Origin of the sequence: Paralimibaculum aggregatum, assembly GCF_030270585.1 — a bacterium.
Classification (GTDB): Bacteria; Pseudomonadota; Alphaproteobacteria; order Rhodobacterales; family Rhodobacteraceae; genus Thermohalobaculum; species Thermohalobaculum aggregatum.
The window spans coordinates 36,795-63,366 of the sequence record NZ_BSYI01000005.1 but is presented as its reverse complement, the minus strand read 5'-3'; the positions used below and the strand labels follow the sequence as shown (position 1 = coordinate 63,366).

Here is a 26,572-nt window from a genome sequence, read left to right as displayed (position 1 = left end):
GCCGATCCAGCGGATTTCCCACAAAAAAAGGGGCCGGGTTGCCCCGGCCCAGTCTAAGGGAGGAAACGCCCAGGAAGGGCTACGATACACCGTATCGCGGTTTAGAGTTTATGTGTGCAGCGCAGCAAGATCAAGCGCGCGGAGGGAAAAATCGGGGGAAATGCGGCTTTGTCATGCAAACGGAAAGCAGCTTTGACGACAAGCGTTAGCTTGCACAACCAATGTGCAGAAAACCGCCGATCCAGCGGATTCTCCACAAAAAAAGGGGCCGGGTTGCCCCGGCCCAGTCTAAGGGAGGAAACGCCCAGGAAGGGCTGCGATACACCGTATCGCGAGAAAGAGATTATGTGTGCAGCGCAGCAAGATCAAGCGCGCGGCGGCAGAAAACCGAAATTCTGCCGATATCATACGCACGGTCATGGCTGCATTGTCGGAACGGGCACAGTTGCACAATCCGCATGCAGAATCCGGACAGGTGTAACTCAGCGCAGGGCGCGCCCGCGAAAGATCGTGTCGCTTCCGAAGCGCTTTCGGATCAGATCCGTCACGCGTTCCGCACGGGCCTGGGCGGCTTGCGGATCGTCGAACAGTTCACGTCCCGAATCATCTGCGCCGGCGGGCGACAGCGCGCTGATTCCGACGCCGATCAGGCGAAACGGGCCGCTGCCCAGCTCCGGCCCCAGCAGCCGCTCGGCGGCGCCATAGATCTCCTCGGCCAGGTTGCTCGGCCGGCCGAGCCCGGTCTGCCGGGTCAGCCCGCGGAAACCCGCCGTCTTGAGCCGGAGCGTCACCGTGGCGCCCACGGTCTCCTTCGCCTTGGCCCGGTCGGAGACCCGCACCGCGAGCCGCCAGAGATGGCCCTCGAGCGGCTCCTGCCCGGAGAGGTCGCGGTCGAAGGTGGTCTCGGCCGAGATCGACTTCATCGGCCGGTCCGGGCTGACGCGCCGCGCGTCGCGGCCCTCGGAGAGCTGCGCCAGCCGCTTGCCCTGCGCGCCGTAGCGCGCCGCCAGCCGCGCCTCGCCCGCCGCGCGCAGATCGGCGATGCGGCGATAGCCGTCGGCCTCCAGCCGGCCGGCAAGGGCAGCGCCGACGCCCCAGAGGCTGCGCACCGGGCGGGGGCCGAGGAAATCCAGCGTCTCCGCCGCGCCGATCACCGAGAAGCCGCGCGGCTTGTCGAGGTCCGAGGCCATCTTGGCGAGGAACTTGTTGTGGCTGAGCCCGATCGAGACCGAGATCCCGAGCTCGTGCTCGATCGCCGATGCGAGGCCGGCCAGCGCCGCCGCCGGGGGCATCCCGAGCAGCCGCTCGGTGCCGGAGAGGTCGAGGAAGGCCTCGTCGAGCGAGAGCGGCTCCACCAGCGGCGTCAGCGCCTCCATGCGGGCGCGGATCTCGCGGCTGACCCCGGCATAGACCTCCATGCGCGGGCGGATGATCTCGGCATCCGGGCAGAGCTTCAGCGCCTTGAACATCGGCATCGCCGAGCGCACCCCGGCGATCCGCGCGATGTAGCAGCAGGTGGTGACCACGCCGCGCCGCCCGCCGCCGACGATCAGCGGCCGGTCCGCGAGCTCCGGCCGGTCGCGCTTCTCCACCGAGGCATAGAAGGCATCGGCATCGACATGGGCGATGGCGAGCCGGCCGAGCTCGCCATGCGCGACGAGCCGCGGGCCGCGGCAGGCCGGGCAGCGCGCGTGCCGGGCGGGGGCGGGGTCGTGCCAGGCGAGACAGTCGCGGCAGAGGGCGGGCATGGCGGGGCCTCCGGACGGGTCCCCGAGAATAGGCGCAGGCGGCGCCGGTTCCTAGCCCGCCTCGGGCCGGCCGAGACCGCGGGCCGGCCTGGCCTGCGGGCCGGCTCAGGCCATGGGCTGGCTCGGGCTCCGGGCCAGCCGAGGCAGCGGGCCGGATCGGACTGCGAGTCGGCTCAGGCCGAGTGCTGGCTGAGGGTGCGGGCCGGCTCTGGCTGCGGGCCGGTTCAGGCCGCGGGTCGGATCAGGTCACGGGCAGGTTGAGTATGCGGGCCGGATCGAACTACGGGCCGGTTGAGGTTGCGGGCCGGCTCAGGCTCCAGGCCGGCTCAGCCCCCGGGCCGGATCAGGCGCCCGCGATCTCGGCGAGCACCGCGGCGGCGGCGGCCTGCGGATCGGGCGCCGCCCAGATCGGCCGGCCGACCACGAGGTGATCGGCCCCCGCGGCGATCGCGGCGGCCGGGGTCGCGGCGCGCTTCTGGTCGTCGAGCCCGGCGCCGGCAGGGCGGATCCCGGGGCAGACGACGAGCCGCCCGGCCGCCTCCGGCAGCGCGCGGATCGCGGCCGCCTCCTGCGGCGAGGCGATCACCCCGTCGGCCCCCGCGGCGAGCGCCCGGCGCGCGCGCTCCAGCGCCACCGCGCCGGTTTCGCCCTCGCGGATCATCATGTCGTCGAGATCGCCGCGGTCGAGCGAGGTCAGCACGGTGACGGCGAGGATCTTCAGCCCGGCCTCGCCGCGGCCCCGCACCGCCGCGCGCACCACATGCGGGTCGCCGTGAACGGTGAGGAAATCGAGCCCGAAGCCGGCCAGCCCGCGCACCGCCGCCTCGACGGTGGCGCCGATGTCGAAGAGCTTCATGTCGAGGAAGACGCGGTGGCCCTGCTCCTTCAGCTCCATCGCCAGCGCCAGCCCGCCGCCGGTGAGCATGCCGAGGCCGATCTTGTAGAAGCCGACGCCGGGGCCGATGCGGCGCACCATCTCGGCGCCCTCATGGGCATTGGGCAGGTCGAGCGCGACGATCAGGCGGGGGTCTGGGACGGTCTCGGGCATCGGGGGCTCCTCCGGGCAGGGTCGCATCCTGATGCCAAGCCCGGCGCCGCGACACAAGGGCCTGGCGGGGCCGGGAGGGGCCGGGCCGCGGTTGATCCAGCGCAATGCAGGGTTGTGCGGCGCGGTGCAGGAACCGCTCGCGCGGGCCGTCCGTGCCCCGCAACGGAGACGACAGGGAACGAGGGACAGGATGCGAAACCTGCTTGGCGCGGCACTTGCGGCCGCCGTGTTCGTCGCTGCCGGAGAGGCCGGCGGCGCGGGAACCTCGCAAGACCCGGCGGCGGTGGCGCCGGGCGCGGTGGCGATGACCGGGGACGGGCGTGTCGAGATGCCGCTGACCGCCAGCCCGGGCGACGGCTATCGCGGCGTGCAGCTCTTCATCGACGAGGCCCGGACCGGCTGCACCAACTGCCACTTCAACGCCGATGTCGAGGGCACCGGCCAGTCCGGCAATGTCGGGCCGGTGCTGTCGCTGATCGGCGACCGGAACCCGGTGCCGCGGCTCCGCGCGATCCTGGTGAACGCCAGGGCGGTGTTCGGCCCGGACACGCCGATGCCGGCCTTCTACGTGCCCGACGAGGCCGGCGAGACCCTGCTCGGTGCGCAGGACATCGAGGATCTCGTTGCCTATCTGCATGAGCTGCAGGTGAATGCGCGCTAGCCCGTCAGGGCGCCGGGGCGTCGATGATGACCTCGACGCCGAAGCGCCCGGCCCGCCCGGGATGGATCTCGAGCCGCGGCCGGTAGCCGGCATAGGGCGCCGCGATGCCGAGCCGGGCCCGCCCGTCGGCGATCAGCCGGTCCAGTTCCTCGGCCCGCCGGGCCGCGGCGGCGTGCCGGCAGCGCGCCGGCGCGAGCCCGCGGCCGGGGCAGCGCCCGGCGAGCCCGGCCCGCCAGCCGCGCTGCGCCGCGCGGGCCTCGCCGAGAAAGCCCTCGAGCGCCGCCGGATCCGCCGCCTGCGCGCCCGCGCCGAAGCGCTCGAGATCCGCCTCGACGGCGTTCAGCAGCTGCTCCGTTGCAAGATCGATACAGGCGGCGCGGGCCGCGGCGAGCGCCTCCTGCCGGCAGGGCGCGGGGTCTGCCGCGGCGTCGCCCGCCCGCGCCATGCCGCCCGCCAGCAGGGCGCAGAGCGCGATCCCCGCCACCGTGATCCAGCCACCGTTCATCCGCCGCACCTCCGCGCCCGCGATCCGCGATGTCGCAAGCATGACGCCGATGGGTTGCAGAATTGTTGCCCATTGCACACATGGCATCTGTGGGTCGCCGGACGGGGCCCGCAGCAGTCAGAGGGACGCCATGGCGCGCCGCATCAGGGCGCCGGGCCGAACGCTCAAGAGGAGACCCCCGATGGATTTCGAGAAACTCACCGACCGCGCCCGCGGCTTCCTGCAGGCGGCCCAGACCATCGCGATGCGCGAGGGGCACCAGCGGCTGACCCCGCTCCATCTGCTGAAGGCGCTGCTCGACGATGACCAGGGCCTCGCGGCCAACCTGATCGGGCAGGCCGGCGGCGATGCCCGGGCGGCGCAGACCGGCGCCGATGCCGCCATCGCCAAGCTGCCGAAGGTCTCGGGCGGCGACGGCCAGCTCTATGTCGATGCGGCCCTCGCCCGCCTGCTCGACGAGGCGCAGCAGATCTCCACCAAGGCGGGGGACAGCTTCGTCTCGGCCGAGCGGCTGCTGATGGCGCTGGCGCTGGCCAAGGGCACCGATGCGGCGAAGATCCTCGCCAGCGCCGGGCTCACGCCGCAGGCGCTGGAGCAGGCCATCGCCGAGCTGCGCAAGGGCCGCACCGCCGACACCGCCTCGGCCGAGCAGGGCTATGACGCGCTGAAGAAATACGCCACCGACCTCACCGAGCGCGCCCGCGAGGGCCGGATCGACCCGGTGATCGGCCGCGACGAGGAAATCCGCCGCACCGTGCAGGTGCTGTCGCGCCGGACCAAGAACAACCCGGTGCTGATCGGCGAGCCCGGCGTCGGCAAGACCGCGATCGCCGAGGGCCTGGCGATCCGCATGGTGAACGGCGACGTGCCCGAGAGCCTGCGCGACAAGCGGCTGCTGGCGCTCGACATGGGCGCGCTGATCGCCGGCGCGAAATATCGCGGCGAGTTCGAGGAGCGGCTGAAGGCCGTGCTCTCGGAGATCCAGGCCGCGGCGGGCGGCGTCGTGCTGTTCATCGACGAGATGCACACCCTCGTCGGCGCCGGCAAGGCGGATGGCGCGATGGATGCCTCGAACCTGCTGAAGCCGGCGCTGGCCCGCGGCGAGCTGCACTGCATCGGCGCCACCACGCTCGACGAATACCGCAAGCATGTGGAGAAGGACGCGGCGCTGGCGCGGCGCTTCCAGCCGGTCTTCGTGCAGGAGCCGACGGTGCAGGACACGATCTCGATCCTGCGCGGCATCAAGGAGAAATACGAGGTGCACCACGGCGTGCGGATCTCCGATTCCGCGCTGGTCACCGCGGCCACGCTGTCCAGCCGCTACATCACCGACCGCTTCCTGCCGGACAAGGCGATCGACCTGATGGACGAGGCCGCCTCGCGCCTGCGCATGGAGGTGGACAGCAAGCCCGAGGAGCTCGACGCGCTCGACCGCGAGATCCTGCAGAAGCAGATCGAGGCCGAGGCGCTGAAGAAGGAGGAGGACGCGGCCTCGCGCGAGCGGCTCGCCCGGCTCGAGGCGGAGCTTGCCGATCTCACCCAGGAATCGGCCACGCTGACCGCGCGCTGGCAGGCCGAGAAGGACAAGCTCGGCCAGGCCCGCGCGCTCAAGGAGCAGCTCGACGAGGCGCGCAGCCAGCTCGAGATCGCCAAGCGCCAGGGCGACCTCGCCAAGGCCGGCGAGATCTCCTACGGCGTGATCCCCGAGCTCGAGCGCAAGCTCGCCGAGGCCGAGGCGGCGGAGGCGCAGACCGCCGGCGGCGTGATGGTCGAGGAGGCGGTGACGCCCGAGCACATCGCCGGCGTGGTCAGCCGCTGGACCGGCGTGCCGGTGGACAAGATGCTGGAGGGCGAGCGCGACAAGCTGCTGCGCATGGAGGAGGTGATCGGCGCCCGCGTGATCGGCCAGGCCGCCGCGGTGCAGGCGGTCTCCAACGCGGTGCGCCGCGCCCGGGCCGGGCTCTCCGACCCGAACCGGCCGATGGGCTCGTTCCTGTTCCTCGGCCCGACCGGCGTCGGCAAGACCGAGCTGACCAAGGCGCTCGCCGAGTTCCTGTTCGACGACGACCAGGCGCTGCTGCGCATCGACATGAGCGAGTTCATGGAGAAGCACTCGGTGGCCCGGCTGATCGGCGCGCCGCCGGGCTATGTCGGCTACGAGGAGGGCGGCAAGCTCACCGAGGCGGTGCGGCGCCGGCCCTATCAGGTGGTGCTGTTCGACGAGATCGAGAAGGCGCATCCGGACGTGTTCAACGTGCTGCTGCAGGTGCTCGACGAGGGCCGCCTGACCGACGGGCACGGGCGCACGGTGGATTTCCGCAACACGCTGATCATCCTGACCTCGAACCTCGGCGCGGAGTTCCTGACCGCGCTGCCGGACGGCGCCCGGGCCTCGGCCGCCGAGCCGCAGGTGATGGAGCTGGTGCGCGCCAGCTTCCGGCCGGAATTCCTCAACCGGCTGGACGAGATCATCCTGTTCGAGCGGCTCACCCGCGGGCACATGGCCGGCATCGTGGCGATCCAGCTGGCGCAGCTCTCGGCCCGGCTGGAGCCGCGCAAGATCGCGCTCGAGCTCGACGACAGCGCCACCGAATGGCTTTCGGAGAAGGGTTACGACCCGGTCTATGGCGCGCGGCCGCTGAAGCGGGTGATCCAGAAGGCGCTCGCCGACCCGCTCGCCGAGCTGCTGCTCTCGGGCCGGGTGAAGGATGGCGAGACGCTCGCCGTCACCGCCGGGGCCGACGGGCTCCTGCTCGGCGACTACACCGTGGGTGCCGAGCGCGACGCCGGCGAGACGGTGCACTGACAGCAGCAGGCATCGCGGGCGCGGAAGCTTCCGTGCCCGCGGGCCGTCCGGTCATCCGTCACGCATCGTCGGCGGTCACTCGCGGAACAGCAACGGCGCCTGCGGCCTCGGAATGCTGTCGAAGCTGTCTTCCAGCGTTTCGTTGCTGCTGTCGACCGCGGTCACCACGCCGTCCTCGTAGACGGCATAGACGACCGCCAGGCTGAGCAGCATCATGCTGGCCGTCAGCGCCACCCAGTCGACGGTCGCGACGCCACTCTCATCGCGCAGGAAGCTGCGCATGGTCATGTCCGCAATCATAGTGGGCCTCCTACCTAAACGACAACACTCTCACTCCGGGACAACGGTCCCGATCACCCACCACGGGTGCCATCATACCCTGAAAGACGGGCATCTGTCCGCGTGAAGCGTTGAAATTCCAGACATTTTGCAGTGTGCAAGAGTCGTTCCGCCAGATCTTCGATCCGGCCCGTCATACACGCGGAACGGGAAAACTCATTGCCGGAGGGAGCTTTCGGAACTTATCGGATCCAGAACATGACCTGCCAGCAGCGCCCGGTGGGTATTGATTCGTTACTCGCCAATAACGTGTATGTATCATCTCTACACATCTTCTGATTTATTCCGGTACCCTGAATGCAACCGAATCCCGGCCAGAGTTGGGCACAAACCGGGAAATTCCGTGGCCGTCAGCGTCACGAGATCGCCTCTTCCATCGCCGCGCGGAGGGACTAGGTTCGCAGGTGCGAGATGATTGCCGCGCGAGGGGAACACCAGATGAGCAAGTTCGGACTGAGCCAGCCGGTCCGCCGGGTCGAGGATCTGCGCTTCCTGACCGGGGCGGGGCGCTATGTCGACGACATCGCGCCGGCCGGCGCCCTGCATGCGGTCTTCGTGCGCAGCCCCGTCGCCCATGCCGTGATCGCCGGGCTCGATATCGCCGAGGCCGCGGCGATGCCCGGTGTGCGCCTGGTGATGAGCGCCGCCGAGCTCGAGGAGACGGTGCGCAACGACATGCCCGGCGGGCGCATCCCCAACCGCGACGGCTCGGTCTCGGTCCGCCCGAAGCGCCCGATGCTGGCGCGCGAGCGGGTGCGCCATGTCGGCGAGGCGGTGGCGGTGGTGGTGGCCGGAACCCTGGCCGAGGCGCACGACGCCGCCGAGGCGGTGACCGTCGATTATGACAGCCTGCCCGCGGTGACCGACGCCGCCGCGGCGCTCGCCGGCGACGGCGCGCCGCTGCACGAGAAGGCGCCCGGCAATCTCTGCTATGACTGGGGGATCGGCGACGAGGCCGCCACCGATGCCGCGCTGGCCGCCGCGGCGCACCGGGTGACGCTCGATCTCGTCAACAACCGCGTCGTCGCCAACCCGCTGGAGACGCGGGCCTGCATCGCCGAATGGGCCGACGATCACCTCACCCTCACCTTCAACGGGCAGGGGGTCTGGGACCTGCGCGACCACGCCGCCAGGGCGCTCGGCCTCGACAGGGCGCAGGTCACCGTGCGCACGCCCGATGTCGGCGGCGGCTTCGGCATGAAGGCCTTCATCCACCCGGAATACGTGGTCTGCGCCGAGGCCGCCCGCCGGCTCGGCACCCCGGTGAAATGGACCGCCGACCGCTCCGAGGGCTTCCTCGCCGATGTCGGCGGGCGCGACCAGAGGGCCGAGCTGGTGGCCGGCTTCGATGCCTATCACCGGCTGGTGGCGATGAAGGTCCGCACCGTCGCCAATCTCGGCGCCTATTGCAGCCAGGCCGGGGTCTTCATCGCCTCGCAGCTCGCGAGCCGGGTGCTGACCGGGGTCTATGACCTGCAGACCGCCTTCTTCGGGGTCAGGGGCGCCTTCACCAACACCACCCCGGTGGACGCCTATCGCGGCGCCGGGCGGCCGGAGGCGCAGTATCAGCTCGAGCGGCTGATCGACAAGTCTGCCCGCGTGCTCGGGGTCGATCCGGTGGCGCTGCGGCGGAAGAACTTCATCCGGCCGGAGCAGTTCCCCTACCGGACCATCGTCGACGAGACCTACGATGTCGGCGATTTCGGGCGGGTGCTCGACCGCGCGCTGGCCGAGGCCGACCATGCCGGCTTTGCCGCCCGGCGCGCCGCCAGCGAGGCGGCCGGGAAATATCGCGGCCTCGGGCTCTGCTGTTACATCGAATCGATCCTCGGCGCGCCGGACGAGATCGCCCGCATCGCCTTCGCCGAGGATGGCGGGGTGGATCTCTATGTCGGCACCCAGTCGAACGGGCAGGGGCACGAGACGGTCTACCGGCAGTTCCTGCACGCGCGCACCGGCATCCCCTTCGAGAAGATCCGCGTGGTGCAGGGCGACACGAGCCTGATCGCCAAGGGCGGCGGCACCGGCGGCTCGCGCTCGGTCACCACCCAGGGCACCGCGATCAACGGCGCCTCGGATGCGCTGATCGAGAAGCTGAAGCCGCTCGCCGAGGCCGAGCTCGAGGTCTCCGGCGGCGATCTCGTCTGGGAGGCGGGGGCCTGGCGCGTCGCCGGCACCGACCGGGCGGTGGACCTGATGCGCCTCGCGGCCAGGGGCCGCGCCGAGGGCCGGCACGACCTGCTCACCCAGGAGACCGGCACCGAGCTGCCCGGCCGCTCCTTCCCCAATGGCTGCCACATCGCCGAGGTCGAGATCGACCCGGAGACCGGCGTCACCGCCTGCGTGAAATACACCGTGGTCGACGATTTCGGCGTGCTGATGAACCCGATGCTGGCCGAGGGGCAGGTGCATGGCGGGGTGGTGCAGGGCATCGGCCAGGCGCTCGCCGAGCATGTGGTGTTCGACGAGGACGGCCAGCTGCTCTCCGCCACCTTCATGGATTACGCGCTGCCGCGCGCCGCGGATGTGCCCTGGATGCCGTTCCACCACGAGGGCACGCCCTCCACCGCCAACGCCATCGGCATGAAGGGCTGCGGCGAGGCCGGCACCGTGGGCGCGCTGGCGGCGGTGATGAACGCCTGCCTCGACGCGCTCTGGGACCGCGGCGTGCGCCAGGTCGACATGCCGATGACCCCGGCGCGGGTCTGGTCGATGCTGAACGCCCAGGCCGAGGCCGCCGGATGACCCTTTGGGCTGGCGCTCGGCGCGCGGTCCGCTAGCCTGCGCGCGAGGCGTTCGGGCGCCGACTCAGGCGGGGAGGGAGACGAGATGCGGAAGATCCAGACCCAGGGGGTGCATCACATCACCTTCAACGGCGCCGACCGGCAGAGCACCATCGACTTCTGGGAGGGCGTGCTCGGCATGCCCTTCATCTTCGAGCAGCCCAATCTCGACGCGCCGCAGATCAACCATCTCTATTTCGACCCCGGCGACGGCCGGCTGATCACCGTGTTCACCGAGGAGAGCCGCAAGCCCGGCGGGCGGGTGGTGGACCAGGTCGGCTCGATGCACCACATCGCCTTCACCGTGAGCCTCGCGAGCTGGCGCCAGGCGCTGCTGCGGCTCAAGGAGGCGGATATCGCCAATTCCGGCCCGGTGGACCGGGGCTTCATGCACTCGATCTATTTCCGCGACCCCTGCGGGCAGCTGATCGAGCTGGCCTGCTACAAGTTCGACCCGCCCGAGGGCGCGACCCATGCCGAGGTGCTCCGCCTCGCCCATGACCTGCGCATCATGCGGGGGGCGAAGAACATCGAGGAGGAAGACCTCGCCGACGCCATCGAGGCGATCACCGCGCGGCGCGGGCTCAGCCTCTCGGCGGACGACTGACGCGGCCGGCCGAAAAAATTCCTCTCCAAGTCTTGAAATCCCCTCTGCAAATCACGTGGTGGGGAAAATCCGGTTGTTCTGTAAAAACGCGATAGCATCTGAAAACAAACCCGCGCAGTTTGCGAAATAGCCCGCCTGCCTCCGGTATCGCTTCGGTCATGCACCGAGACACAACGATGTTGCCGGAGGAAAAGAGAGATGGGACATAACCCCTTCGCCCGCCAGATGGCGGCCGACGAGCGGGTGCTCAGCCGCCAGATCGGACAGGACCTGACCCGTGCCCTGCGCGCCTCGCGCGTGCAGCGCCGCGCCGATGCCGCGACCACCAGCACCACCCGCCGCCCGCCCCGCGAGGTCACCCGCATCTTCGAGGAGGCGCTGGCGCGCGAGATCCGCGGCGTGGCCCGCGCCAACCGCTCGATCACCATCGACACCTGCATCTGCTACGCGCTGCAGCGCAGCTCCTGGCAGGCCACGGTGAACGCCGTCGTGCGCTACCGCACCCAGTCCCGCGGCGGCGTCAGCCACACCCTGGCGCAGGGCGACACGCTCTGGACCGTCGCCGAGCGCTACTACGGCCACGGCGCCTACTGGTCGGCGATCGCCGACGAGAACCCGCGCGCGCTGAACAGCCGCCAGCAGTTCCTGATGTGCGGCGCGATCCTGCGCATCCCGCGCATCGACGTGGTGCCGGAGATCCGCGACGTGCCGAGCCTGGCGCGCCAGGCCCGCCCGCCGCGGGAGGCGCAGCGCCCGGCCCGCACGCCGGAGCTGCCGTTCCCGGAGATCCAGTGCACCATGCAGCACAGCCGCCCGGTCACCCTCGGGCCGGTCTGCATGGGCGGCGTGACGGTGGAGGTCACCATCGAGCCGAGCGGCAGCCTCGTGGTGAACCGGCCCGGCACCGTGCCGGCGCGCTTCGACTGCCGCCGCTACCGCGCGCAGGTGCAGGCCGAGATCGGCCGCATCACCGCCGCCTTCCGGATTTCCAGCTTCACCACCGGGCGCTTCACCATCTCCAACCGCCTGCTCGGCGGGCGCTACACGGTGGCGCTCAATCTCGACACCGACGGCAGCTTCGGCTTCAGCATCTCGGAGCGCCGCAGCGAGACCACGATCCGCGGCTACCGGGTGACCACCAGCATCGGCTTCGAGGTCACGATCCGGGTCACCAGCACCTGCGGCCAGCCGGTCGGGGCGCCCTCCGCCGAGGGCGTGCGGCGCACCCAGGGCGCGCGCTCGCGCGGGCGCAACACCGCCGCCGATCTCGCCGAAGCCGGGGCCTGGACGGCGGCGGCCGGGGCCGCGGCGGCGCTCGGCCGGGTTCTCCTGGAATTCGCCGGCCGCGCGCTCAGCTTCGCGACGATGCCGATCATCATCATCCTGCCGCCGGGGATGAACGAGCAGGGCGGGCCGATCGCCTGACCGGCCGGGCGCGCCGGCTCAGCGGCTCTCGAGCTGCTCGAGGATCGCCTGCAGCCGGCGGATCGAGCCCTGCACCCGCGCCCGGTCCTCCTCCGAGAGGGCAGGGCGCGCCGGCGCCCGCCCGCGCTCCGCGCCGGTCTCGCCGGTCTCCCCGTCGTCATCCGCCATGGCTGCCTCGGCCTTCAGGGTGGGCACGGCGGCCCCGAGCCGCGCCTTCAGCGCCGCCAGCCGCTCCGGCGCGTCCTCCGGCAGGCCGGGCGCGGGCACCTCGCCCGCCTCCAGCCGGCCGCGCGCCACCACCGCCTTGGTTCCCTGCTCGCGCAGGATCTTCTGGGCGCCCTTGATGGTCAGCCCGTCGTCGTAGAGCAGCGCCTTGATGCCGCGCAGCAGCGCCACGTGGTCGGGCCGGTAGAGCCGCCGCCCGCCATTGCGCTTCATCGGCTTGACCTGGACGAAGCGGGTCTCCCAGAAGCGCAGCACGTGCTGCGGCACGCCGAGATCGTCGGCCACCTCGGAGATCGTGCGGAAGGCCTCCGCGGACTTGCCGCCGGCCGGTCGGCCCCGGGCGGGGGGTGTCGCCATCAGCCGGCCCCTCCGTCCGCACCCGAATTGCCGCTGTTCACGCGCTCCTTCATGATGTGCGAGGGCCGGAACACCAGCACCCGGCGCGGCCCGATGGGCACCTCCTCGCCGGTCTTGGGGTTGCGGCCCATGCGCGGACCCTTCTCGCGCACGGTGAAGGTGCCGAAGGAGGAAATCTTGACATTCTCGCCGCGCACCAGCGCGTCGGAGATGCGGCCGAGAATGGTCTCCACGAGCTGCGCGGATTCGCTTCTCGACAGGCCCACCTCGCGGTAGACCGCCTCGCTCAGATCGGCGCGTGTCGCGGTGTTGCCGGTCATTCCGAACCATCCCCTGAACGAGATCACAAAGGTACCACAGTTCTGAAAAGCTAATGGAATCACGAAGAAAGAGTCAATCTTTACGACGACCCATCCATTCCGGAGCGGGCCTGTCGGCAGCGCTGCGGCGCCGTCAGTTCGGGCAGGATCGGGGGAACGGGGGGGCCGCGGCGCGGCGCCGGATCACCAGCGCAGCAGCGCCGATCCCCAGGCCAGGCCGCCGCCGATGCCCTCCATCAGCAGCAGGTGCCCGGGCTTGATTCGCCCGTCCGCGACGGCGGTGGAGAGCGCCAGCGGGATCGAGGCGGCGGAGGTGTTGCCATGGTCCTGCACCGTCACCACCACCTTGCTCATCGGCAGGCCGGCCTTCTTGGCGGTGCTCTCGATGATCCGCAGGTTGGCCTGGTGCGGCACCATCCAGTCGAGCTCGCCGCCTTCGACCCCGGCCTTCGCCATCACCTCCTCGGCGACCTCGGCGAGCTTGACCACGGCGTGGCGGAAGACCTCCTTGCCCTCCATCCGGAGATGGCCGGCAAGGCCGGTGGTCGAGGGCCCGCCCGAGACGTAGAGGATGCGGTTGTGCGCGCCGTCGGAATGCAGGCAGGTGGCGAGCACGGCGCGGTCGGCCGCGGTGCCGGTGCCCTCGGCGGCCTCGAGGATCACCGCCCCGGCGCCGTCGCCGAACAGCACGCAGGTGCTGCGGTCGTCCCAGTCGAGAATGCGCGAGAAGGTCTCCGCGCCGATCACCATGACCCGCTTCGCCTGGCCCGAGAGGATCAGCCCGTTGGCATTGGCCAGCGCATAGATGAAGCCCGCGCAGACCGCCTGGATGTCGAAGGCGAAGCCGTTCGGCATGCCGATGCCGTACTGCACCCGGGTCGCGGTGGAGGGGAAGGTCTGGTCCGGCGTCGCGGTGGCGACCACCAGCGCATCGAGGCTCGAGGCGGTGAGCCCGGCATTGGCCAGCGCGGCACGGGCGGCGGCGATGGCGAGGTCGGAGGTCTTCTCGCCCTCGGCCGCGATGTGCCGGCGGCGGATACCGGTGCGGGTGCGGATCCACTCGTCGGAGGTGTCGATCCGCCGGGCCAGTTCCTCGTTCGTGACGACGCGCTCGGGCAGATAGTGCCCGCAACCGATTGCCCGCGCCCTCACCTGACCCATGCCGTCACGCTCCCACATCGTCGTTTTGGGGCCCGCCGGGCCCGGTCGCCCGTCTGATATCGAGCTTTCCCAGTTGCTTGGCAACCCGTTGCGTAAACTCTGTCTCGGCCATCTGCGCCGCGAGCTCGATCGCCGAGACGAAGCCGACCGCATCCGCCCCGCCATGGCTCTTCACCACGGTGCCGCGCAGGCCGAGGAAAACCCCGCCATTGACCCGCCGCGGATCGATCCGCTGGCGCAGCCGCATCAGCGTGGTGACGGCGAACATCGAGGCGAAGCGGGTCAGCCAGCTGTGCCGGAACGCGCTGGTCAGCGTCTGCCGGACGAACCCCGCCGTGCCCTCGCCGGTCTTCAGCGCGATGTTGCCGGTGAACCCGTCGGTCACCACCACGTCCACCCGGTTGCCGGAGAGGTCGGTGCCCTCGACGAAGCCGTGATAGGCGAAGCGCCCGGTGCGGGTCGCGGCATCGGAGATCAGCGCCGCGGTCTCGCGCAGGCGGTCCGGGCCCTTGGTCTCCTCGGTGCCGATGTTCAGGAGGCCGACCCGCGGCGCGTCGACGCCGAAGGAGATCCGGGCATATTCCGCGCCCATCAGCGCGTATTGCGCGAGATGCGCGGGCTCGGCGCTCAGATTGGCGCCGACATCGAGCGCGATGGTGTAGCCCTCGGGCCGTGCCGCCGGCCAGTGCACCGCGATGGCGGGGCGCGCCACACCGGGCGCGCGCCGCAGGATCAGCACCGCCATCGCGAGCAGCGTGCCGGTGTTGCCGGCGGAGACGGCAACCGCCGCCTCGCCGCGCGAGACCGCCTCGAGGCATTGCCACATGGAGGTGTCGCGCCGGTCGCGCAGCGAGCGCGTCGGCGGGTCGTCCATGCGCACGAGGCCTGGGCAGTCGCGCAGCTCGTAGCGGCCGACAAGCGCGCTCCGGCGCCGGAGCAGGGGCTCCAGCTCCTCGGCGCGGCCATGCAGCAGGAAACGCAGGCCCGAGCGCTTGCGCGCAACCCGGTCCAGCGCGCCGATCAGCGGAGCAGGACCGCGGTCGCCGCCCATCGCGTCGATCGAGAGCACCGTCTCGGGAGCCATTCGTAATCCTCCAGGCGCCGCCGCAGGCCGCGGCGGCGGCCCGGCCTCAGCTGTCGTCGTCCAGATCCAGATCCTGGGCGACGTTCACAACCTCGCGGCCGGCATAGTAGCCGCAGGACCCGCAGACATGGTGCGGCAGCTTCAGCTCGCCGCAGTTCGGGCATTCGTTGCTCGACACCGCGGTCAGGGAATCATGGCTGCGGCGCATATTGCGTTTCGAGCGCGTGACCCGGTTTTGTTGGACAGCCATGCTCTCCTCCAGCTCTTCTTCTCTGCGCGGCGGGGATTGGCGGCGCTGGCGCATCCGCCCGCCTCACCCGGTCCGCCCTGTGGGAAACGAGACGCGGACAATACCCCTTTTTGCCTCGCAGGCAAGCCCCCGCCGGGCGATTTTCCGCGGCCCCCGAAAGCGCCCCGGCCGGCGCCTCAGCCGCCGCCGCTCTCGAGCTTGCGCTTGAGCGCCTCGAGCCCGGCGAAGGGGCGCATCGCCTCGTCGGTCAGCGGCGCGGTACCGGGCGGGCCGACGACCATCCGGCCGAGCTCGGCGCCCTCGGCGCGGGGATAGGGCTCGATGGCCAGCGCCAGCGCCTCGGCCAGCGTCTCGACCAGGTCGATCCGGTCGGCGAAGCGGTCCGGCGCGTCGTCGTCCACCTCGGTCTCCTCGGCGGCATCGGGCGTCGCGCCGTCGGCCCGCGGCAGGTAGCGCCGCTCGACCGGCTGGTCGACATGGGCGCGCACCGGCTCCAGGGTGATCACGCAGGCCTGTTCGACCTCCGCGGCGAGCTGCCCCTCGAAGCGCCAGCCGGCCTCCTGCCAGGGCACCATGCGGCCGGTGAGCCGGACCCCGGCAAGCGCCACCACGTCGAGGAACCGCGCCAGCGCGGCGTTCTCCTCGTCGGTCGGCACCAGCTCCACCGGCGTCTCCCGGTCGCGGCTCAGCCGCGCCACCATCACCGGGTGATGGAAGGGCAGCGGCAAGGTGTCGGCATCGGTCATCGCAGTCGGCTCCCGTCGTCGGTATCGAGGGCAGCGAAATCCGGGGCGGCAGGCCCCGTGGCGGCAGGCCGCATCGCGCAGGCCCCCAGTCTTGCAGCCCGTGGGCCCTCAATGTAAGGGGTGAACAGGCGGCTGGGGAGACGATGCGTGATGAAAAATCGGAGTTCGGCGGGCATCGCCCTGATCCTGGTGGCCGGCCTCGCGGCCTGCGCCCCGCATATGCGCACCCATGGCTACGTGCCGATCCCGGAGGCGCTGGCGCGGATCGAGCCGGGGCTCGACACCCGCAGCTCGGTGCAGGCCAAGATCGGCCGGCCCTCGGCCAGCGGCGCCTTCGACGAGACCGGCTGGTATTATGTCTCGACCGTGGTCGAGCACTACACCTTCTACGAGCCCAAGGTGATCGACCGCACGGTGATCGCCGTCACCTTCGACGAGAACGACGTCGTGGAGGCGGTGGACCGCTTCGGGCTGCAGGACGGGCGGCTGGTCGACCTCACCACCCGCACCACGCCGACCTATGGCCGCCAGCTCACCGTGATCGAGCAGATCGTGAGCAACCTCGGCAACGTCAACGCGGGCGACGTGTTCAGCGACGAGGACTGATCGCCGCGGCTCCCCGCGGCGCGCGCGGGCGGCGGGCCGGGCAGGGCGCCCGGCCGGCGGCCGCGGCTCAGCCCGGCCCCGGCCCGCGCGGATCGAGCGCCCCGGGACGCGCCTCGCGGGCCATGTGATCGAGCACGCCATTGACGAACTTGGCTTCGCGGCCTTCCTCGAAAAACGCTTTCGCCACATCGAGATATTCGCCGATCGTGACCTTGGGCGGGATGTCCGGCCGGGCGATCAGCTCGTGCCCGGCGGCGCGGAACACCGCGCGCAGGGTCGGGTCGATCCGGCCGAGCGGCCAGCGCGCCACCAGCGCCTTGTCGGTGAGCTTGTCGATCTGGCTCTGGCGCTCGACGACGCCGGACAGGATGTCGCGGAACAGCGCGAGATCGGCATCGTGATACTGCGCGCCCTCGATCTCGGCGCCGAGGCGGTGGGTCTCGAACTCCTGGCGCACGGCGCGCCAGTTCGCCCCGGAGACCTCCATCTGGTAGAGCGCCTGCACCGCGGCGAGGCGGGCGGCGGAGCGGGCGAGCCGCCCGCGGCTCTGGGTCCGGTCGGCCATCACGCGGTCCTCGACAGCCCGGTGGCGGCGACGAAGATCTCGTCCTCGCCGCGCAGCGGACCGGGGCCCGGGCCGAAGCGCCGCGCCAGCGCCGCCAGGTGCAGCGCCGCGGCGGCGGCCCCGCCGCCCTTGTCCTGCCGCGCCGGATCGGCGCGCTCCTCGGCCTGGGCCAGCGTCTCGCAGGTCAGGATGCCGTTGCCGATGCAGAGCCCGCGGCCGATGCCGAGCAGGGTGATGCCGCGGGCGCTCTCCTCGCAGACGGTCTCGTAATGGGTGGTCTCGCCGCGGATCACGCAGCCGAGCGCGACATAGGCGTCGAAGCGCCCGCTGTCCGCCGCCAGGCGGATCGCCGGCGGGATCTCCAGCGCGCCGGGCACGCGGATCTCCTCGACCTCGGCGCCGGCCGCCTGCAGCACCGCGCGGGCGCCGGCGAGCTGGCCCGCGGCGATCCCGTCATAATAGGGCGCGATCACCACCAGCACCCGCGGCGCCGGGTCGAATGCGGGCAGCGCCAGCCCCCCGGCTTCCTCACGCGTCGCCATCGTGGCTCCCTCCATTGATCGGCTGCGAATCGACGATCTCGATGCCGTAGCCCTCGAGGCCGACCACCTTGGGCGTCGGCGAATTGGTCAGCAGCACCAGCCGCGAGACCCCCAGATTGGAGAGGATCTGCGCGCCGAGCCCGTATTGCCGGAGCTCCTTCGGCGCGATGCCGCGGGCGCGCAGCCGGTCGGAGATCGCGGTCGGCGAGGGGTCGCGCAGCAGCACCACGACGCCGCGGCCCGCCTCGGCGATGCGGCGCATCGCATCGGGCACCTGCTGCCAGCGCCCGGGGTTGAGCGCCACCACGTCCTCGAGCGGGTCGAGCACGTGCATCCGGGTCAGCACCGGCTCGTCGGTCGAGAGATCGCCCTTGAACACGGCATAGTGCTCGTGCCCGTCCGGCGTGTCGCGGAACACCCGCAGGCCCCAGCGCCCGCCGATCACGCTGTCGATCTCGGCGTTGTCGACCTCCTGCACCAGGTTGTCGTGGCGCCGGCGATAGGCGATCAGGTCGGAGATCGTGCCGATCTTGAGATTGTGCCGCTGCGCGAAGGCGACGAGATCGGGCAGCCGCGCCATCGAGCCGTCGTCCTTCATCACCTCGCAGATCACGCCGGAGGGGTTGACCCCGGCCAGCCGCGCCAGGTCGACCGCCGCCTCGGTATGCCCGGCGCGCACCAGCACGCCGCCCTCGCGGGCGCGCAGCGGGAACACATGGCCCGGCGTCGCGATGTCGGCAGCGGTCGAGCGCGGGTCGATCGCCACCGCGATGGTGCGCGCCCGGTCATGCGCCGAGATGCCGGTGGTGACCCCCTCGCGCGCCTCGATCGAGACGGTGAAGGCGGTCTCGTGGCGGGACTGGTTCGACTGCGCCATCATCGGCAGGCCGAGCCCGTCGAGCATCCGGCCCTCCATGGCCAGGCAGATCAGCCCGCGGCCATGCGTCGCCATGAAGTTGATCACGTCCGGCGTCGCCATCTGGGCCGGGATCACCAGATCGCCCTCGTTCTCCCGGTCCTCGTGATCGACGAGGATCACCATGCGCCCGTTGCGCGCCTCCTCGATGATCTCGGAGACACTGGAGATCACATCGCTGAATTCGGTCCGGTCGCTCATGCGCTTCCCCCAATGCTTCGCCTGCCAGATAACCCGGTGCAGGGGGGAATGCCAGTCCGGGCGTCCGGCGAAAGGCCGCTTTGCACGCGCTGCGGAGCCGCGGCGGAGGGCCTCAGCCCGCCGCCCCGAGCCGCGCGACATAGCGCGCCAGAACGTCGATCTCGAAATTGAGCCTGGTGCCCGCCGCGGCCCCCGCCAGCGTCGTCACCGCCCAGGTATGCGGGATGATGTTGACGCCGAAGCGGGTGCCCCCGGCGCCGTCCTCGACCTCGTTGACGGTCAGCGAGATGCCGTCGAGCGCCACCGAGCCCTTGGCCGCGACGAAGCGGCCGAAGCCGGCCGGTGCCGCCACCGTCAGCCGGTGCGAGCCGCCCTCCGGCGCCACCGCGACGATCTCCGCCACGCCGTCGACATGGCCCGAGACGATGTGCCCGCCGAGCTCGTCGCCGACCCTGAGCGAGGGCTCGAGATTGACCCGCGAGCCTGCCGCCCAGCCGCCCAGCGTGGTGCGCGCGCAGGTCTCCGCCGAGACGTCGACGGCAAACCACGGGCCGTCCGCGTCGCGCCCGGTCTCCACCGCGGTGAGGCAGACGCCGGAACAGGCGATCGAGGCGCCGATGGCGATCGCATCGGGGTCCCAGTCGCAGCCGATCACGATCCGCCGGTCGCCGTCGACGCGCACCTCGCGCACGGTGCCGACCGCGCGCACGAGCCCTGTGAACATGGTTCGCTCTCCCTTTCCGCTCCCTGCGCATCTAGGGCGCCGGGGGGCGGCGGCACAAGCCCGCCCGGCCGGCGCCTCAGTCGCGGACCCAGCGCGAGAGCGTGTCGGCGCCGATCCGCTCGTGCGCGACCAGCCGGAAGCGCGGCGCCTCGGCCAGCCGTTCGAACCCCAGCGGGCCGAGGCAGCCATGCCCCTCGGCCCCGATCGCGAGCCCGGCCTGGAACAGCGCGATCTCGTCGACCAGCCCGGCCGCCACCAGCGCCGCGGCGAGCCGGCCGCCGCCCTCCGCCAGCACCCGGGTGATGCCGCGCTCGGCGAGCCGCGCGAGCCCGGTGGCGAGGTCGAGCCGCTCGGCGCCGTCCACCGGCACCGGCAGCAGCACCGCGCCGGCCCCGGTCAGCCGCTCCGCCGCCGCGGCCGCGGCGTCGGGCCCGTGCAGCAGCCAGAGCGGCAGCGCGCCCGCCGTCGCCGCCAGCCGGCTCCCGGCCGGCAGCGCGAGCCGGGCATCCGCCACCACCCGCACCGGCTGCGGCGGCGCCGCGCCGAAGCCGCGGACATCGAGCATCGGATCGTCCGCCAGCGCGGTGCCGATGCCGACCAGCACCGCATCCGCCTCGGCGCGCATCAGGTGCACCCGGCGCCGCGCCGCCGCGCCGGTGATCCAGCGGCTCTCGCCCGAGGCCATGGCGATGCGCCCGTCGAGCGAGGTCGCGAGCTTGAGCACCAGCCGCGGCCGCCCGCGCTCGTGCCGCGACAGGAACCCGGCATTGATCGCCCGCGCCTCGGCCGCCATCAGCCCGACCTCGACCGCGACCCCCGCCGCGCGCAGCCGCGCGAAGCCGGCGCCGGAGACCCGCGGGTCCGGGTCCTCGATCGGGCAGACCAGCCGCGCGATGCCGGCGCGCACCAGCGCATCGGCGCAGGGCGGGGTCAGCCCGTGATGCGCGCAGGGCTCCAGCGTGACATAGGCGGTGGCGCCGCGCGCCGCGCCCGGCCCGAAGCGCGCCTCGGCCTGCGCCAGCGCCACCGTCTCGGCATGCGGCCGGCCGCCGGGGGTGGTGACGCCGCGGCCGAGCAGCACGCCGCCGCGCACGATCAGCGCGCCGACCGAGGGGTTGGGCGCCACCTGGCCGAGGCCGCGCCGCGCCAAAGCGAGGCCCGCGCGCATCCAGCGCGCGTCCTGTGCGGCTCCCGCTGTCATGGTTCAGCCTTCGGCCGGATCCGGCTCGGGGGTCTTCGCGGCCGCGTCGGGGCGAAGCTCCGAGACGAAATCCTCGAAATCCGAAACCTCCTGGAAGTTCTTGTAGACGCTGGCAAAGCGCACATAGGCCACGGTGTCGATGCGGGCCAGGCTCTCCATCACGATCTCGCCGATGGTGTCGGAGGGAATGTCGGTGTCGCCGAGGCTCTCGAGCCGGCGCACGATGCCGTTGATCATCTGGTCGACGCGCTCGGGCTCCACCGGGCGCTTGCGCAGCGAGATGCGGATCGAGCGGGCCAGCTTGTCGCGGTCGAACTCCTCGCGCCGGCCGTTCTTCTTGACCACCACCAGATCGCGCAGCTGGACCCGCTCATAGGTGGTGAAACGCCCGCCGCAGGCCGGGCAGAGGCGGCGCCGGCGGATCGAGACGTGATCCTCGGCCGGCCGCGAATCCTTCACCTGGGTGTCGATGTTGCCGCAGAACGGGCAGCGCATGTCGCTCTCCACGAGGATCTGATCCCTAGCACTATAGGGCGCCTCCGAGCGATTGTGTAGCCCGCAGATCGCTCCCCCATATGTTGCAGTGCCGCGGAAGATCCGGGCAGCGGCGGCGCCGATGACGCGGCTGTCACAGGGTTGCGAGGCCGGCTGGCGACGCGGCGTCCGCCGGCTTACCCTCGGAGGGTCGCGGCAAGCCTCCCCGCCGCCGCGGCCGACCGCCCATCAGATGGAGAAACCGAGATGACCTTCCGCGCCGTCCTGCCGCTCGCCCTGGCCGCCGCCCTCGCCGCCGCCGGCCCCGCCCTTGCCGGAGCCGGCTCCGGCAGCTTCACCGGCCAGAGCAGCCATGTCACCTCCGGCTCGGTCGAGGTGGTCGAGACCGATGCCGGCTGGGAGATCCGGCTCGGCGCCGATTTCAGCTTCGACGGCGCGCCGGACCCGCGCGTCGCCTTCGGCAAGGGCGGCAAGTTTGCCGACGGCACCGATTTCGAGCCGCTGCGGCAGAACAGCGGCGCCCAGGTCTATGCGGTGCCGGCGGGCATCGACCCGGCCGAGTTCGACACCGTGGTGATCTGGTGCCGCAAGTTCTCGGTGCCGCTCGGCTACGCCGCGCTGGAGTGACGCCGCTCAGGCCTTGGCGGCCTGCGCCTCCAGCGCCTTGCGGACCTTGGGCCCGAGCTTCTTGACGATCTCCCTGGCGAGGTAGGCCGCGTCGGCAGGGAGCTTGCGCGGGTTGGCATCGGGCAGGGTGCCGTTGCTCTCGCTGCCGCTGGCGCGGATGATCCGCGGCCCCGGCTTGATCGTCATCGCCACGGCGATCTTCATGGTGATGGTCTTCTTGGCGGGGTCGTGCGCGATCTCGACGATCGTCACCTGCACGCCGAAGCCGGTCTCCGACTTCTTGACCGATTTCACCACCGCCAGCTTGCCGCCGGCCAGCGCCTTCGCCATGGCGGTGCACGCCGCCGCGACGGCGGCCTTGCCGGCCGCCTTGTCGAAGCTCTTGGTGACCGACACGCTGTCGATCGAGACGCGCGGCTTGTCGTCCTTGCCCATGTCGGCCTCCCCGTGTTTGCGGACCTCGCAGGCTGAGTGCCGGCGGCCCGCGAAACGGTTCAGCGGATCGCGCGATTCAGTGCGGCGGCAGGTCGAAGCGGCCGCGCAGCGTCATCTCGCCGAAGGGCGGCAGGGTGAAGACCAGCCCCTCGCCGGGCTCGAGGCGCTCGCCGGTCAGCGCCTCGATCACCGCGCCATGGGCGACCAGCAGCGCCGTCTCCGAGGCGCGCAGCCCGTCGAGATAGCCGAGCAGCGCCTCGGTCTGCTCCTCGCCGATCTCGCCGCTCTCCGGCGCGTCGAGCAGCGGCTGCTCGGTGAGCGGGCCGATCTTCATCAGCGCCGCCGCCTGGATGTTGCGGCAGAGCCGGCTGGTCAGGATCAGGTCGACATGGATGCCGGAGTTCTGGAACATCCGCCCGAAGGCCAGCGCCCGGTTGCGCCCGCGCCGGTCGAGCGCCGGGACATCGGCGCAGGCGGCGCGGCCGCGCTGCGGCAAGTCGCCGCCCGCGGGCGGCTCGGAGATCCGCAGCACCACATGGGTGTGGCGGTCCTCGATCATGTGCAGCACGCGGTAGTCGTAGGCGCCGGCGCGCGGCGCCGCCGCGAGCATCAGGGCGGCGATGCAGCCCGCGGCGAGGGCGGCGGCGAGGGCGGCGCCGGTGGGGCGGAGGGCACGCTTCATGGGGCTCAAGCTGCGCACGGGCGGGCGGAAGTCAAGCCGCCGCGGGTGCGGCGCCGTGCCGGAGCGCGCGCCGGCACCGGCTCACAGCGGCCGGAAGGCCTGCGCCGCGGCGCGTTCCGCCGCCGCCTCGCGCGCCGCCATGTCGCCCTCGCCGCCGATGATCGGCGCCACGGTCATCTCGAAGACCTCGCGGAACAGCCGGGCATTGACGGTGTTGACCGGCCCCGGCCCGGTCTGCCCGGGCACCCGCTGCAGCTCGATCAGCCAGGGCTCCAGCGTCTCGTCGAGCAGCATGTCGATGCCGATCAGCTTGGGCAGGTAGGCGCGCCCGCCGGCGGCCATCTCGTCGACCAGCCCGTCGGCGGCGATCAGCGCCACCGCCCGGCGCGCGGTCTCCTCGAGGCGCTGCCAGAGCGGCTCGGGATCGGGCGAGATGCGCTCGATGAAGGCCCGGAGCCCCCAGATCGAGCCGCGGTCCTCGACCTTCGGGTCGCGGTGGAAGAACAGCCCCTTGTGCCCGGTATGCGCCGCGGTGTTGGTGATGTGCATGTCGCGCCGCGCCAGCCAGCCCTCGCCGCGGGCATAGGGCGCCGGGGCGAAGCGCACCAGCCCGTCGCGCCAGAACCAGGCCCGCAGCGGGCTCGCCGAGGTGATCAGCACATAGGTGCGCAGGTGCCCCTTGCGCCCCTCGAAGAGATGCGGCCGGTCGACATACTGCTGCACCACGCCGTCGAAATCCGCGGGGATCGAGGCCGGGTCGTCGGTCAGGCTGATGCCCTGTCCGCCGAACAGATCGCCGGATTTCACGATCCAGACCGGGCCGCTGCGCCCGGCCGCGGCATCGCCCATCAGGCGCTCGCGCTCAGCCGGCAGCACGTAGCTCTCGGGCGTGCGCGGGCGGGCGGCGGGGTCCATGCGGGCGAGCGCGCCGGCCAGCCCGTCCTTGCGGCGCACGCGCTCCCAGCCCGGGCAGTCGCGCCGGTTGATCAGCTTGGAGATGGTGGAGGAGACCCAGACCGGGCGCTGGTCATAGAGCCGCCGGGCGGCATTGGCGGCATCGTCGGCGGCGGGCTCGTAGCCGAGATCGCGGTAGAGCCGCATCAGCGCGACCCAGGCGCGGGCCTGCACCCCGGGCTCGCCGCCGGCGCCGAGCGCCAGCGCGCCCTGCAGCACCTCGACCGCGGCGCCGTGCTCGCCGAGCGCGTGATGCGCCAGCCCGAGCAGCAGGTCGCCCTCCTGGCTGCGCGCGATGCGGCGGACCGCGGCGAGATCGTCGCGCACCCCGGCCATGTCGCCGGCGACGAAGCGCGCGAAGGACCGCGACAGGCGGAAATCCGCCCGCTCGGGCCAGCGCCGCAGCGCCGCCTCGGCGGTCGCCAGCGCCGCCCCGGCATCGCCGCGGCGCAGCTGGGTCTGGTGCAACGCGTTGTAGATCTTGGGGTTTTCCGGCGCCTCGGCGAGCAGCGCGGCAAGCCGGGCCTCGGCCTCCATGGTGTCGCTCTCGCGCAGATCCTCCGCCTCCTTGAGACGTGCCTCGATGCTGCTCATCGCCCTGTCCTCCGGTTGCCGCCGCTCGCCGTCCGGGGCCGGTGTATGCCTGCGGGGGCCGGGGCCGCAAGGGGCGAGGCGCCGGGCACCGGATCGGGCGCGGCCTCCCGCAGGCGGTGGGGGAGCGTGACCCCGCCACCGGGCGCACCGGCTGCCGGGGCGGGCGGGGCCTGCGGGAGGCCGCGCCGGCGCCGCCGGGCGGCCCCGTCCGGCCCATAGTGCGGGCCCCGGCCGGCCCGCGGGGCGGCCCCCGCCAGACCACGGGGCGGCCCCCCGGCCAGCCCGCGCGGCAGTCCCACAAGACGGCCCACAAGGGGCAGCCCCGGCCGGCCCGCCGGGCAGCCTCTGGACGACCTCTGTCCGGCCCACTGGCCGGCCGCCGGGCGGCGCGCCCCGCGCAGGTTCGCGCGAACCAAGGTTCGTGCCGGCGACGCTTCGGCACCGGACAATGGTTCCGCCGGCGAGGTTCGCCCGAACGGAAAGGGCCGGGGAGACGACCCCCGGCCCGAACCTCCGCACGAACCCCGTGCCGGCCTCCGCGCCGCCCCCGGCGCGCGCCGGCCGCGGCTCAGAGCGTCTCGTAGATCGGGAAGCGGTCGGTCAGCGTCTTGACCTTGGCCTTCACGCCGGCCTCGACCGCGCCGTTGCCGTCCTCGCCATTGGCGGCGAGCCCGTCGACCACCTCGACGATCAGCCGGGCGATCTCGCGGAACTCCGCCTCGCCGAAGCCGCGGGTGGTGCCGGCCGGCGAGCCGAGGCGCAGGCCCGAGGTCACCATCGGCGGCTCCGGGTCGAACGGGATGCCGTTCTTGTTGCAGGTGATGTGGGCGCGCAGCAGCGCCTGCTCGGCGGCGTTGCCCTTGACCCCCTTGGGCCGCAGGTCGACGAGGCAGAGATGGGTGTCGGTGCCGCCGGTGACGATGTCGAGCCCGCCCTTCATCAGCTCGTCGGCCAGCGCCTTGGCGTTCTGCACCACCTGGCCGATATAGGAGCGGTATTCCGGCCGCAGCGCCTCGCCGAAGGCCACCGCCTTGGCGGCGATCACATGCATCAGCGGCCCGCCCTGCAGCCCCGGGAACACCGCCGAGTTGATCTTCTTGGCCAGCGCCTCGTCATTGGTGAGGATGACGCCGCCGCGCGGCCCGCGCAGGGTCTTGTGCGTGGTCGAGGTCGCGACATGGGCGTGCTCGAGCGGGTTCGGGTGGTGGCCGGCCGCGACCAGGCCGGCGAAATGCGCCATGTCGACATGCAGGATGGCGCCGACCGAATCGGCGATCTCGCGGAACTTGCCGAAATCGATCTCGCGCGGGATCGCCGAGCCGCCGGCGATGATCAGCCCGGGCTTGTGCTCCTCGGCGAGCCTGGCGACCTGGTCGTAGTCGATCCGGCTGTCGGCCTGGGCGACGCCGTACTGCACCGCGTTGAACCACTTGCCCGAGAGGTTGGGCCGGGCGCCGTGGGTCAGGTGGCCGCCGCTGGCCAGGTCCATGCCGAGGATCGTGGTGCCCGGCTTGATCGTGGCCAGCATCACCGCCTGGTTGGCCTGGGCGCCGGAATGCGGCTGCACGTTGGCGAACTGGCAGTCGAACAGCTTGCAGATCCGGTCGATCGCCAGCTGCTCGGCGACATCGACATGCTGGCAGCCGGCATAGTAGCGCCGGCCCGGATAGCCCTCGGCATACTTGTTGGTCAGCACGCCGCCCTGGGCCTGCATCACCGCGCGGCTGACGATGTTCTCCGAGGCGATCAGCTCGATCTCGTCCTGCTGGCGGGCGAGCTCCTTCTCCATCGCGCCGAAGAGCTCGGGGTCGCGGGTGCTCAGGTCCTCGGTGAAAAAGCCGGCATCGCGGGTGGCGGCGTCCATGGGCGGTCTCCCTGTTGCTGTCGCTCGGAACGGGTTTCGGCCGCGCAGACATCCCGCGCACCGTTTCGGCGGCATATAGCCGGCTTGGCGGGGGCCGGAAA

Annotated in this window: 27 protein-coding genes; 7 read left to right on the top strand and 20 right to left on the bottom strand. The window is 72.0% G+C overall.

Annotation, left to right across the window (positions count from 1 at the left end):
* Positions 1-482 precede the first annotated feature (482 nt).
* Positions 483-1,748 (bottom strand): DNA polymerase IV, encoded by a 1,266-nt coding sequence (locus tag QSJ97_RS04435; RefSeq protein WP_285670409.1) that lies wholly within the window; start codon positions 1,746-1,748, stop codon positions 483-485.
* A 343-nt stretch (positions 1,749-2,091) separates the two neighbouring features.
* Positions 2,092-2,796: an orotidine-5'-phosphate decarboxylase gene (pyrF, locus tag QSJ97_RS04430; RefSeq protein ID WP_285670408.1), complete on the bottom strand. Its 705-nt coding sequence runs from the start codon at positions 2,794-2,796 to the stop codon at positions 2,092-2,094.
* Positions 2,797-2,986: 190 nt separating this feature from the next.
* On the opposite strand from pyrF, the gene QSJ97_RS04425 reads away from it, so the two are divergent.
* Positions 2,987-3,457: a c-type cytochrome gene (locus QSJ97_RS04425; RefSeq protein ID WP_285670407.1), complete on the top strand. Its 471-nt coding sequence runs from the start codon at positions 2,987-2,989 to the stop codon at positions 3,455-3,457.
* A 4-nt stretch (positions 3,458-3,461) separates the two neighbouring features.
* Here the strand turns inward: QSJ97_RS04425 and QSJ97_RS04420 are convergent, their stop codons facing one another.
* Positions 3,462-3,962: a hypothetical protein gene (locus tag QSJ97_RS04420; protein WP_285670406.1), complete on the bottom strand. Its 501-nt coding sequence runs from the start codon at positions 3,960-3,962 to the stop codon at positions 3,462-3,464.
* Positions 3,963-4,143: 181 nt separating this feature from the next.
* On the opposite strand from QSJ97_RS04420, the gene clpB reads away from it, so the two are divergent.
* Positions 4,144-6,768 carry an ATP-dependent chaperone ClpB gene (gene clpB / locus QSJ97_RS04415; RefSeq protein ID WP_285670405.1) on the top strand — a complete coding sequence of 875 codons (2,625 nt, stop codon included), beginning with the start codon at positions 4,144-4,146 and terminating at the stop codon, positions 6,766-6,768.
* Positions 6,769-6,843: 75 nt separating this feature from the next.
* On the opposite strand, the gene QSJ97_RS04410 is transcribed toward clpB, so the two are convergent.
* Positions 6,844-7,068, bottom strand: a complete 225-nt coding sequence (locus QSJ97_RS04410) for a hypothetical protein (protein WP_285670404.1) — start codon at positions 7,066-7,068, stop codon at positions 6,844-6,846.
* A 477-nt stretch (positions 7,069-7,545) separates the two neighbouring features.
* Here QSJ97_RS04410 and QSJ97_RS04405 point away from each other — a divergent pair, with 477 nt between their 5' ends.
* The 3 genes from QSJ97_RS04405 to QSJ97_RS04395 all read left to right on the top strand — a co-directional run bounded on the left by QSJ97_RS04405 (position 7,546) and on the right by QSJ97_RS04395 (position 11,922).
* A complete protein-coding gene (locus QSJ97_RS04405; RefSeq protein ID WP_285670403.1) occupies positions 7,546-9,852 on the top strand; it encodes a xanthine dehydrogenase family protein molybdopterin-binding subunit in 2,307 nt (768 codons plus the stop codon).
* An 84-nt stretch (positions 9,853-9,936) separates the two neighbouring features.
* Positions 9,937-10,497, top strand: a complete 561-nt coding sequence (locus QSJ97_RS04400) for a VOC family protein (RefSeq protein ID WP_285670402.1) — start codon at positions 9,937-9,939, stop codon at positions 10,495-10,497.
* Positions 10,498-10,695: 198 nt separating this feature from the next.
* Positions 10,696-11,922, top strand: coding sequence for a LysM peptidoglycan-binding domain-containing protein (locus QSJ97_RS04395; RefSeq protein WP_285670401.1), 1,227 nt, complete (start codon positions 10,696-10,698; stop codon positions 11,920-11,922).
* A gap of 18 nt (positions 11,923-11,940) precedes the next feature.
* Here QSJ97_RS04395 and QSJ97_RS04390 read toward each other — a convergent pair whose 3' ends face one another.
* The 6 genes from QSJ97_RS04390 to QSJ97_RS04365 form a co-directional block, all read right to left on the bottom strand.
* The gene (locus QSJ97_RS04390; RefSeq protein ID WP_285670400.1) at positions 11,941-12,504 is read right to left on the bottom strand and encodes a MerR family transcriptional regulator; all 564 of its coding nucleotides are present in this window, start codon (positions 12,502-12,504) and stop codon (positions 11,941-11,943) included.
* On the bottom strand, positions 12,504-12,824 hold the full coding sequence (gene ihfA / locus QSJ97_RS04385) for an integration host factor subunit alpha (protein ID WP_285670399.1): 321 nt from the start codon (positions 12,822-12,824) through the stop codon (positions 12,504-12,506). Before ihfA ends, QSJ97_RS04390 begins: the two co-directional genes overlap by 1 nt.
* A 183-nt stretch (positions 12,825-13,007) precedes the next feature.
* The gene (locus QSJ97_RS04380) at positions 13,008-13,985 is read right to left on the bottom strand and encodes a beta-ketoacyl-ACP synthase III (protein ID WP_285670398.1); all 978 of its coding nucleotides are present in this window, start codon (positions 13,983-13,985) and stop codon (positions 13,008-13,010) included.
* 4 nt (positions 13,986-13,989) lie between these two features.
* On the bottom strand, positions 13,990-15,069 hold the full coding sequence (plsX, locus tag QSJ97_RS04375) for a phosphate acyltransferase PlsX (protein ID WP_285670397.1): 1,080 nt from the start codon (positions 15,067-15,069) through the stop codon (positions 13,990-13,992).
* 46 nt (positions 15,070-15,115) lie between these two features.
* Positions 15,116-15,319 (bottom strand): 50S ribosomal protein L32, encoded by a 204-nt coding sequence (gene rpmF, locus QSJ97_RS04370; protein WP_285670396.1) that lies wholly within the window; start codon positions 15,317-15,319, stop codon positions 15,116-15,118.
* A 176-nt stretch (positions 15,320-15,495) separates the two neighbouring features.
* Complete coding sequence (locus QSJ97_RS04365) at positions 15,496-16,065, bottom strand: YceD family protein (RefSeq protein WP_285670394.1); 570 nt, start codon at positions 16,063-16,065, stop codon at positions 15,496-15,498.
* A 150-nt stretch (positions 16,066-16,215) separates the two neighbouring features.
* On the opposite strand from QSJ97_RS04365, the gene QSJ97_RS04360 reads away from it, so the two are divergent.
* On the top strand, positions 16,216-16,671 hold the full coding sequence (locus tag QSJ97_RS04360; protein WP_285670393.1) for an outer membrane protein assembly factor BamE: 456 nt from the start codon (positions 16,216-16,218) through the stop codon (positions 16,669-16,671).
* Positions 16,672-16,738: 67 nt separating this feature from the next.
* Here QSJ97_RS04360 and nusB read toward each other — a convergent pair whose 3' ends face one another.
* From nusB to nrdR, 6 genes are all read right to left on the bottom strand, one after another.
* Entirely contained in the window at positions 16,739-17,236 is a 498-nt protein-coding gene (gene nusB, locus QSJ97_RS04355; RefSeq protein WP_285670392.1) for a transcription antitermination factor NusB, read from the bottom strand.
* A complete protein-coding gene (locus QSJ97_RS04350) occupies positions 17,236-17,778 on the bottom strand; it encodes a 6,7-dimethyl-8-ribityllumazine synthase (RefSeq protein WP_285670391.1) in 543 nt (180 codons plus the stop codon). The genes nusB and QSJ97_RS04350 overlap by 1 nt, the downstream gene beginning before the upstream one ends.
* Complete coding sequence (gene ribB, locus QSJ97_RS04345; RefSeq protein ID WP_285670390.1) at positions 17,765-18,895, bottom strand: 3,4-dihydroxy-2-butanone-4-phosphate synthase; 1,131 nt, start codon at positions 18,893-18,895, stop codon at positions 17,765-17,767. The genes QSJ97_RS04350 and ribB overlap by 14 nt, the downstream gene beginning before the upstream one ends.
* Before the next feature lie 112 nt (positions 18,896-19,007).
* A complete protein-coding gene (locus tag QSJ97_RS04340; protein ID WP_285670389.1) occupies positions 19,008-19,619 on the bottom strand; it encodes a riboflavin synthase in 612 nt (203 codons plus the stop codon).
* Between the two features lie 76 nt (positions 19,620-19,695).
* On the bottom strand, positions 19,696-20,820 hold the full coding sequence (gene ribD, locus QSJ97_RS04335) for a bifunctional diaminohydroxyphosphoribosylaminopyrimidine deaminase/5-amino-6-(5-phosphoribosylamino)uracil reductase RibD (RefSeq protein WP_285670388.1): 1,125 nt from the start codon (positions 20,818-20,820) through the stop codon (positions 19,696-19,698).
* A gap of 3 nt (positions 20,821-20,823) precedes the next feature.
* Positions 20,824-21,315, bottom strand: coding sequence for a transcriptional regulator NrdR (gene nrdR / locus QSJ97_RS04330; RefSeq protein WP_285670387.1), 492 nt, complete (start codon positions 21,313-21,315; stop codon positions 20,824-20,826).
* Positions 21,316-21,561: 246 nt separating this feature from the next.
* Between nrdR and QSJ97_RS04325 the strand changes: the two genes are divergently transcribed.
* A complete protein-coding gene (locus QSJ97_RS04325) occupies positions 21,562-21,942 on the top strand; it encodes a DM13 domain-containing protein (RefSeq protein ID WP_285670386.1) in 381 nt (126 codons plus the stop codon).
* A 6-nt stretch (positions 21,943-21,948) separates the two neighbouring features.
* Here QSJ97_RS04325 and QSJ97_RS04320 read toward each other — a convergent pair whose 3' ends face one another.
* The 4 genes from QSJ97_RS04320 to glyA form a co-directional block, all read right to left on the bottom strand.
* Positions 21,949-22,377 carry a hypothetical protein gene (locus tag QSJ97_RS04320; RefSeq protein ID WP_285670385.1) on the bottom strand — a complete coding sequence of 143 codons (429 nt, stop codon included), beginning with the start codon at positions 22,375-22,377 and terminating at the stop codon, positions 21,949-21,951.
* A 76-nt stretch (positions 22,378-22,453) separates the two neighbouring features.
* Positions 22,454-23,059, bottom strand: a complete 606-nt coding sequence (locus QSJ97_RS04315; protein WP_285670384.1) for a hypothetical protein — start codon at positions 23,057-23,059, stop codon at positions 22,454-22,456.
* Positions 23,060-23,140: 81 nt separating this feature from the next.
* Positions 23,141-24,607: an ATP-grasp domain-containing protein gene (locus QSJ97_RS04310; RefSeq protein ID WP_285670383.1), complete on the bottom strand. Its 1,467-nt coding sequence runs from the start codon at positions 24,605-24,607 to the stop codon at positions 23,141-23,143.
* Positions 24,608-25,175: 568 nt separating this feature from the next.
* Positions 25,176-26,471, bottom strand: coding sequence for a serine hydroxymethyltransferase (gene glyA, locus QSJ97_RS04305; protein ID WP_285670382.1), 1,296 nt, complete (start codon positions 26,469-26,471; stop codon positions 25,176-25,178).
* Positions 26,472-26,572: the final 101 nt, after the last annotated feature.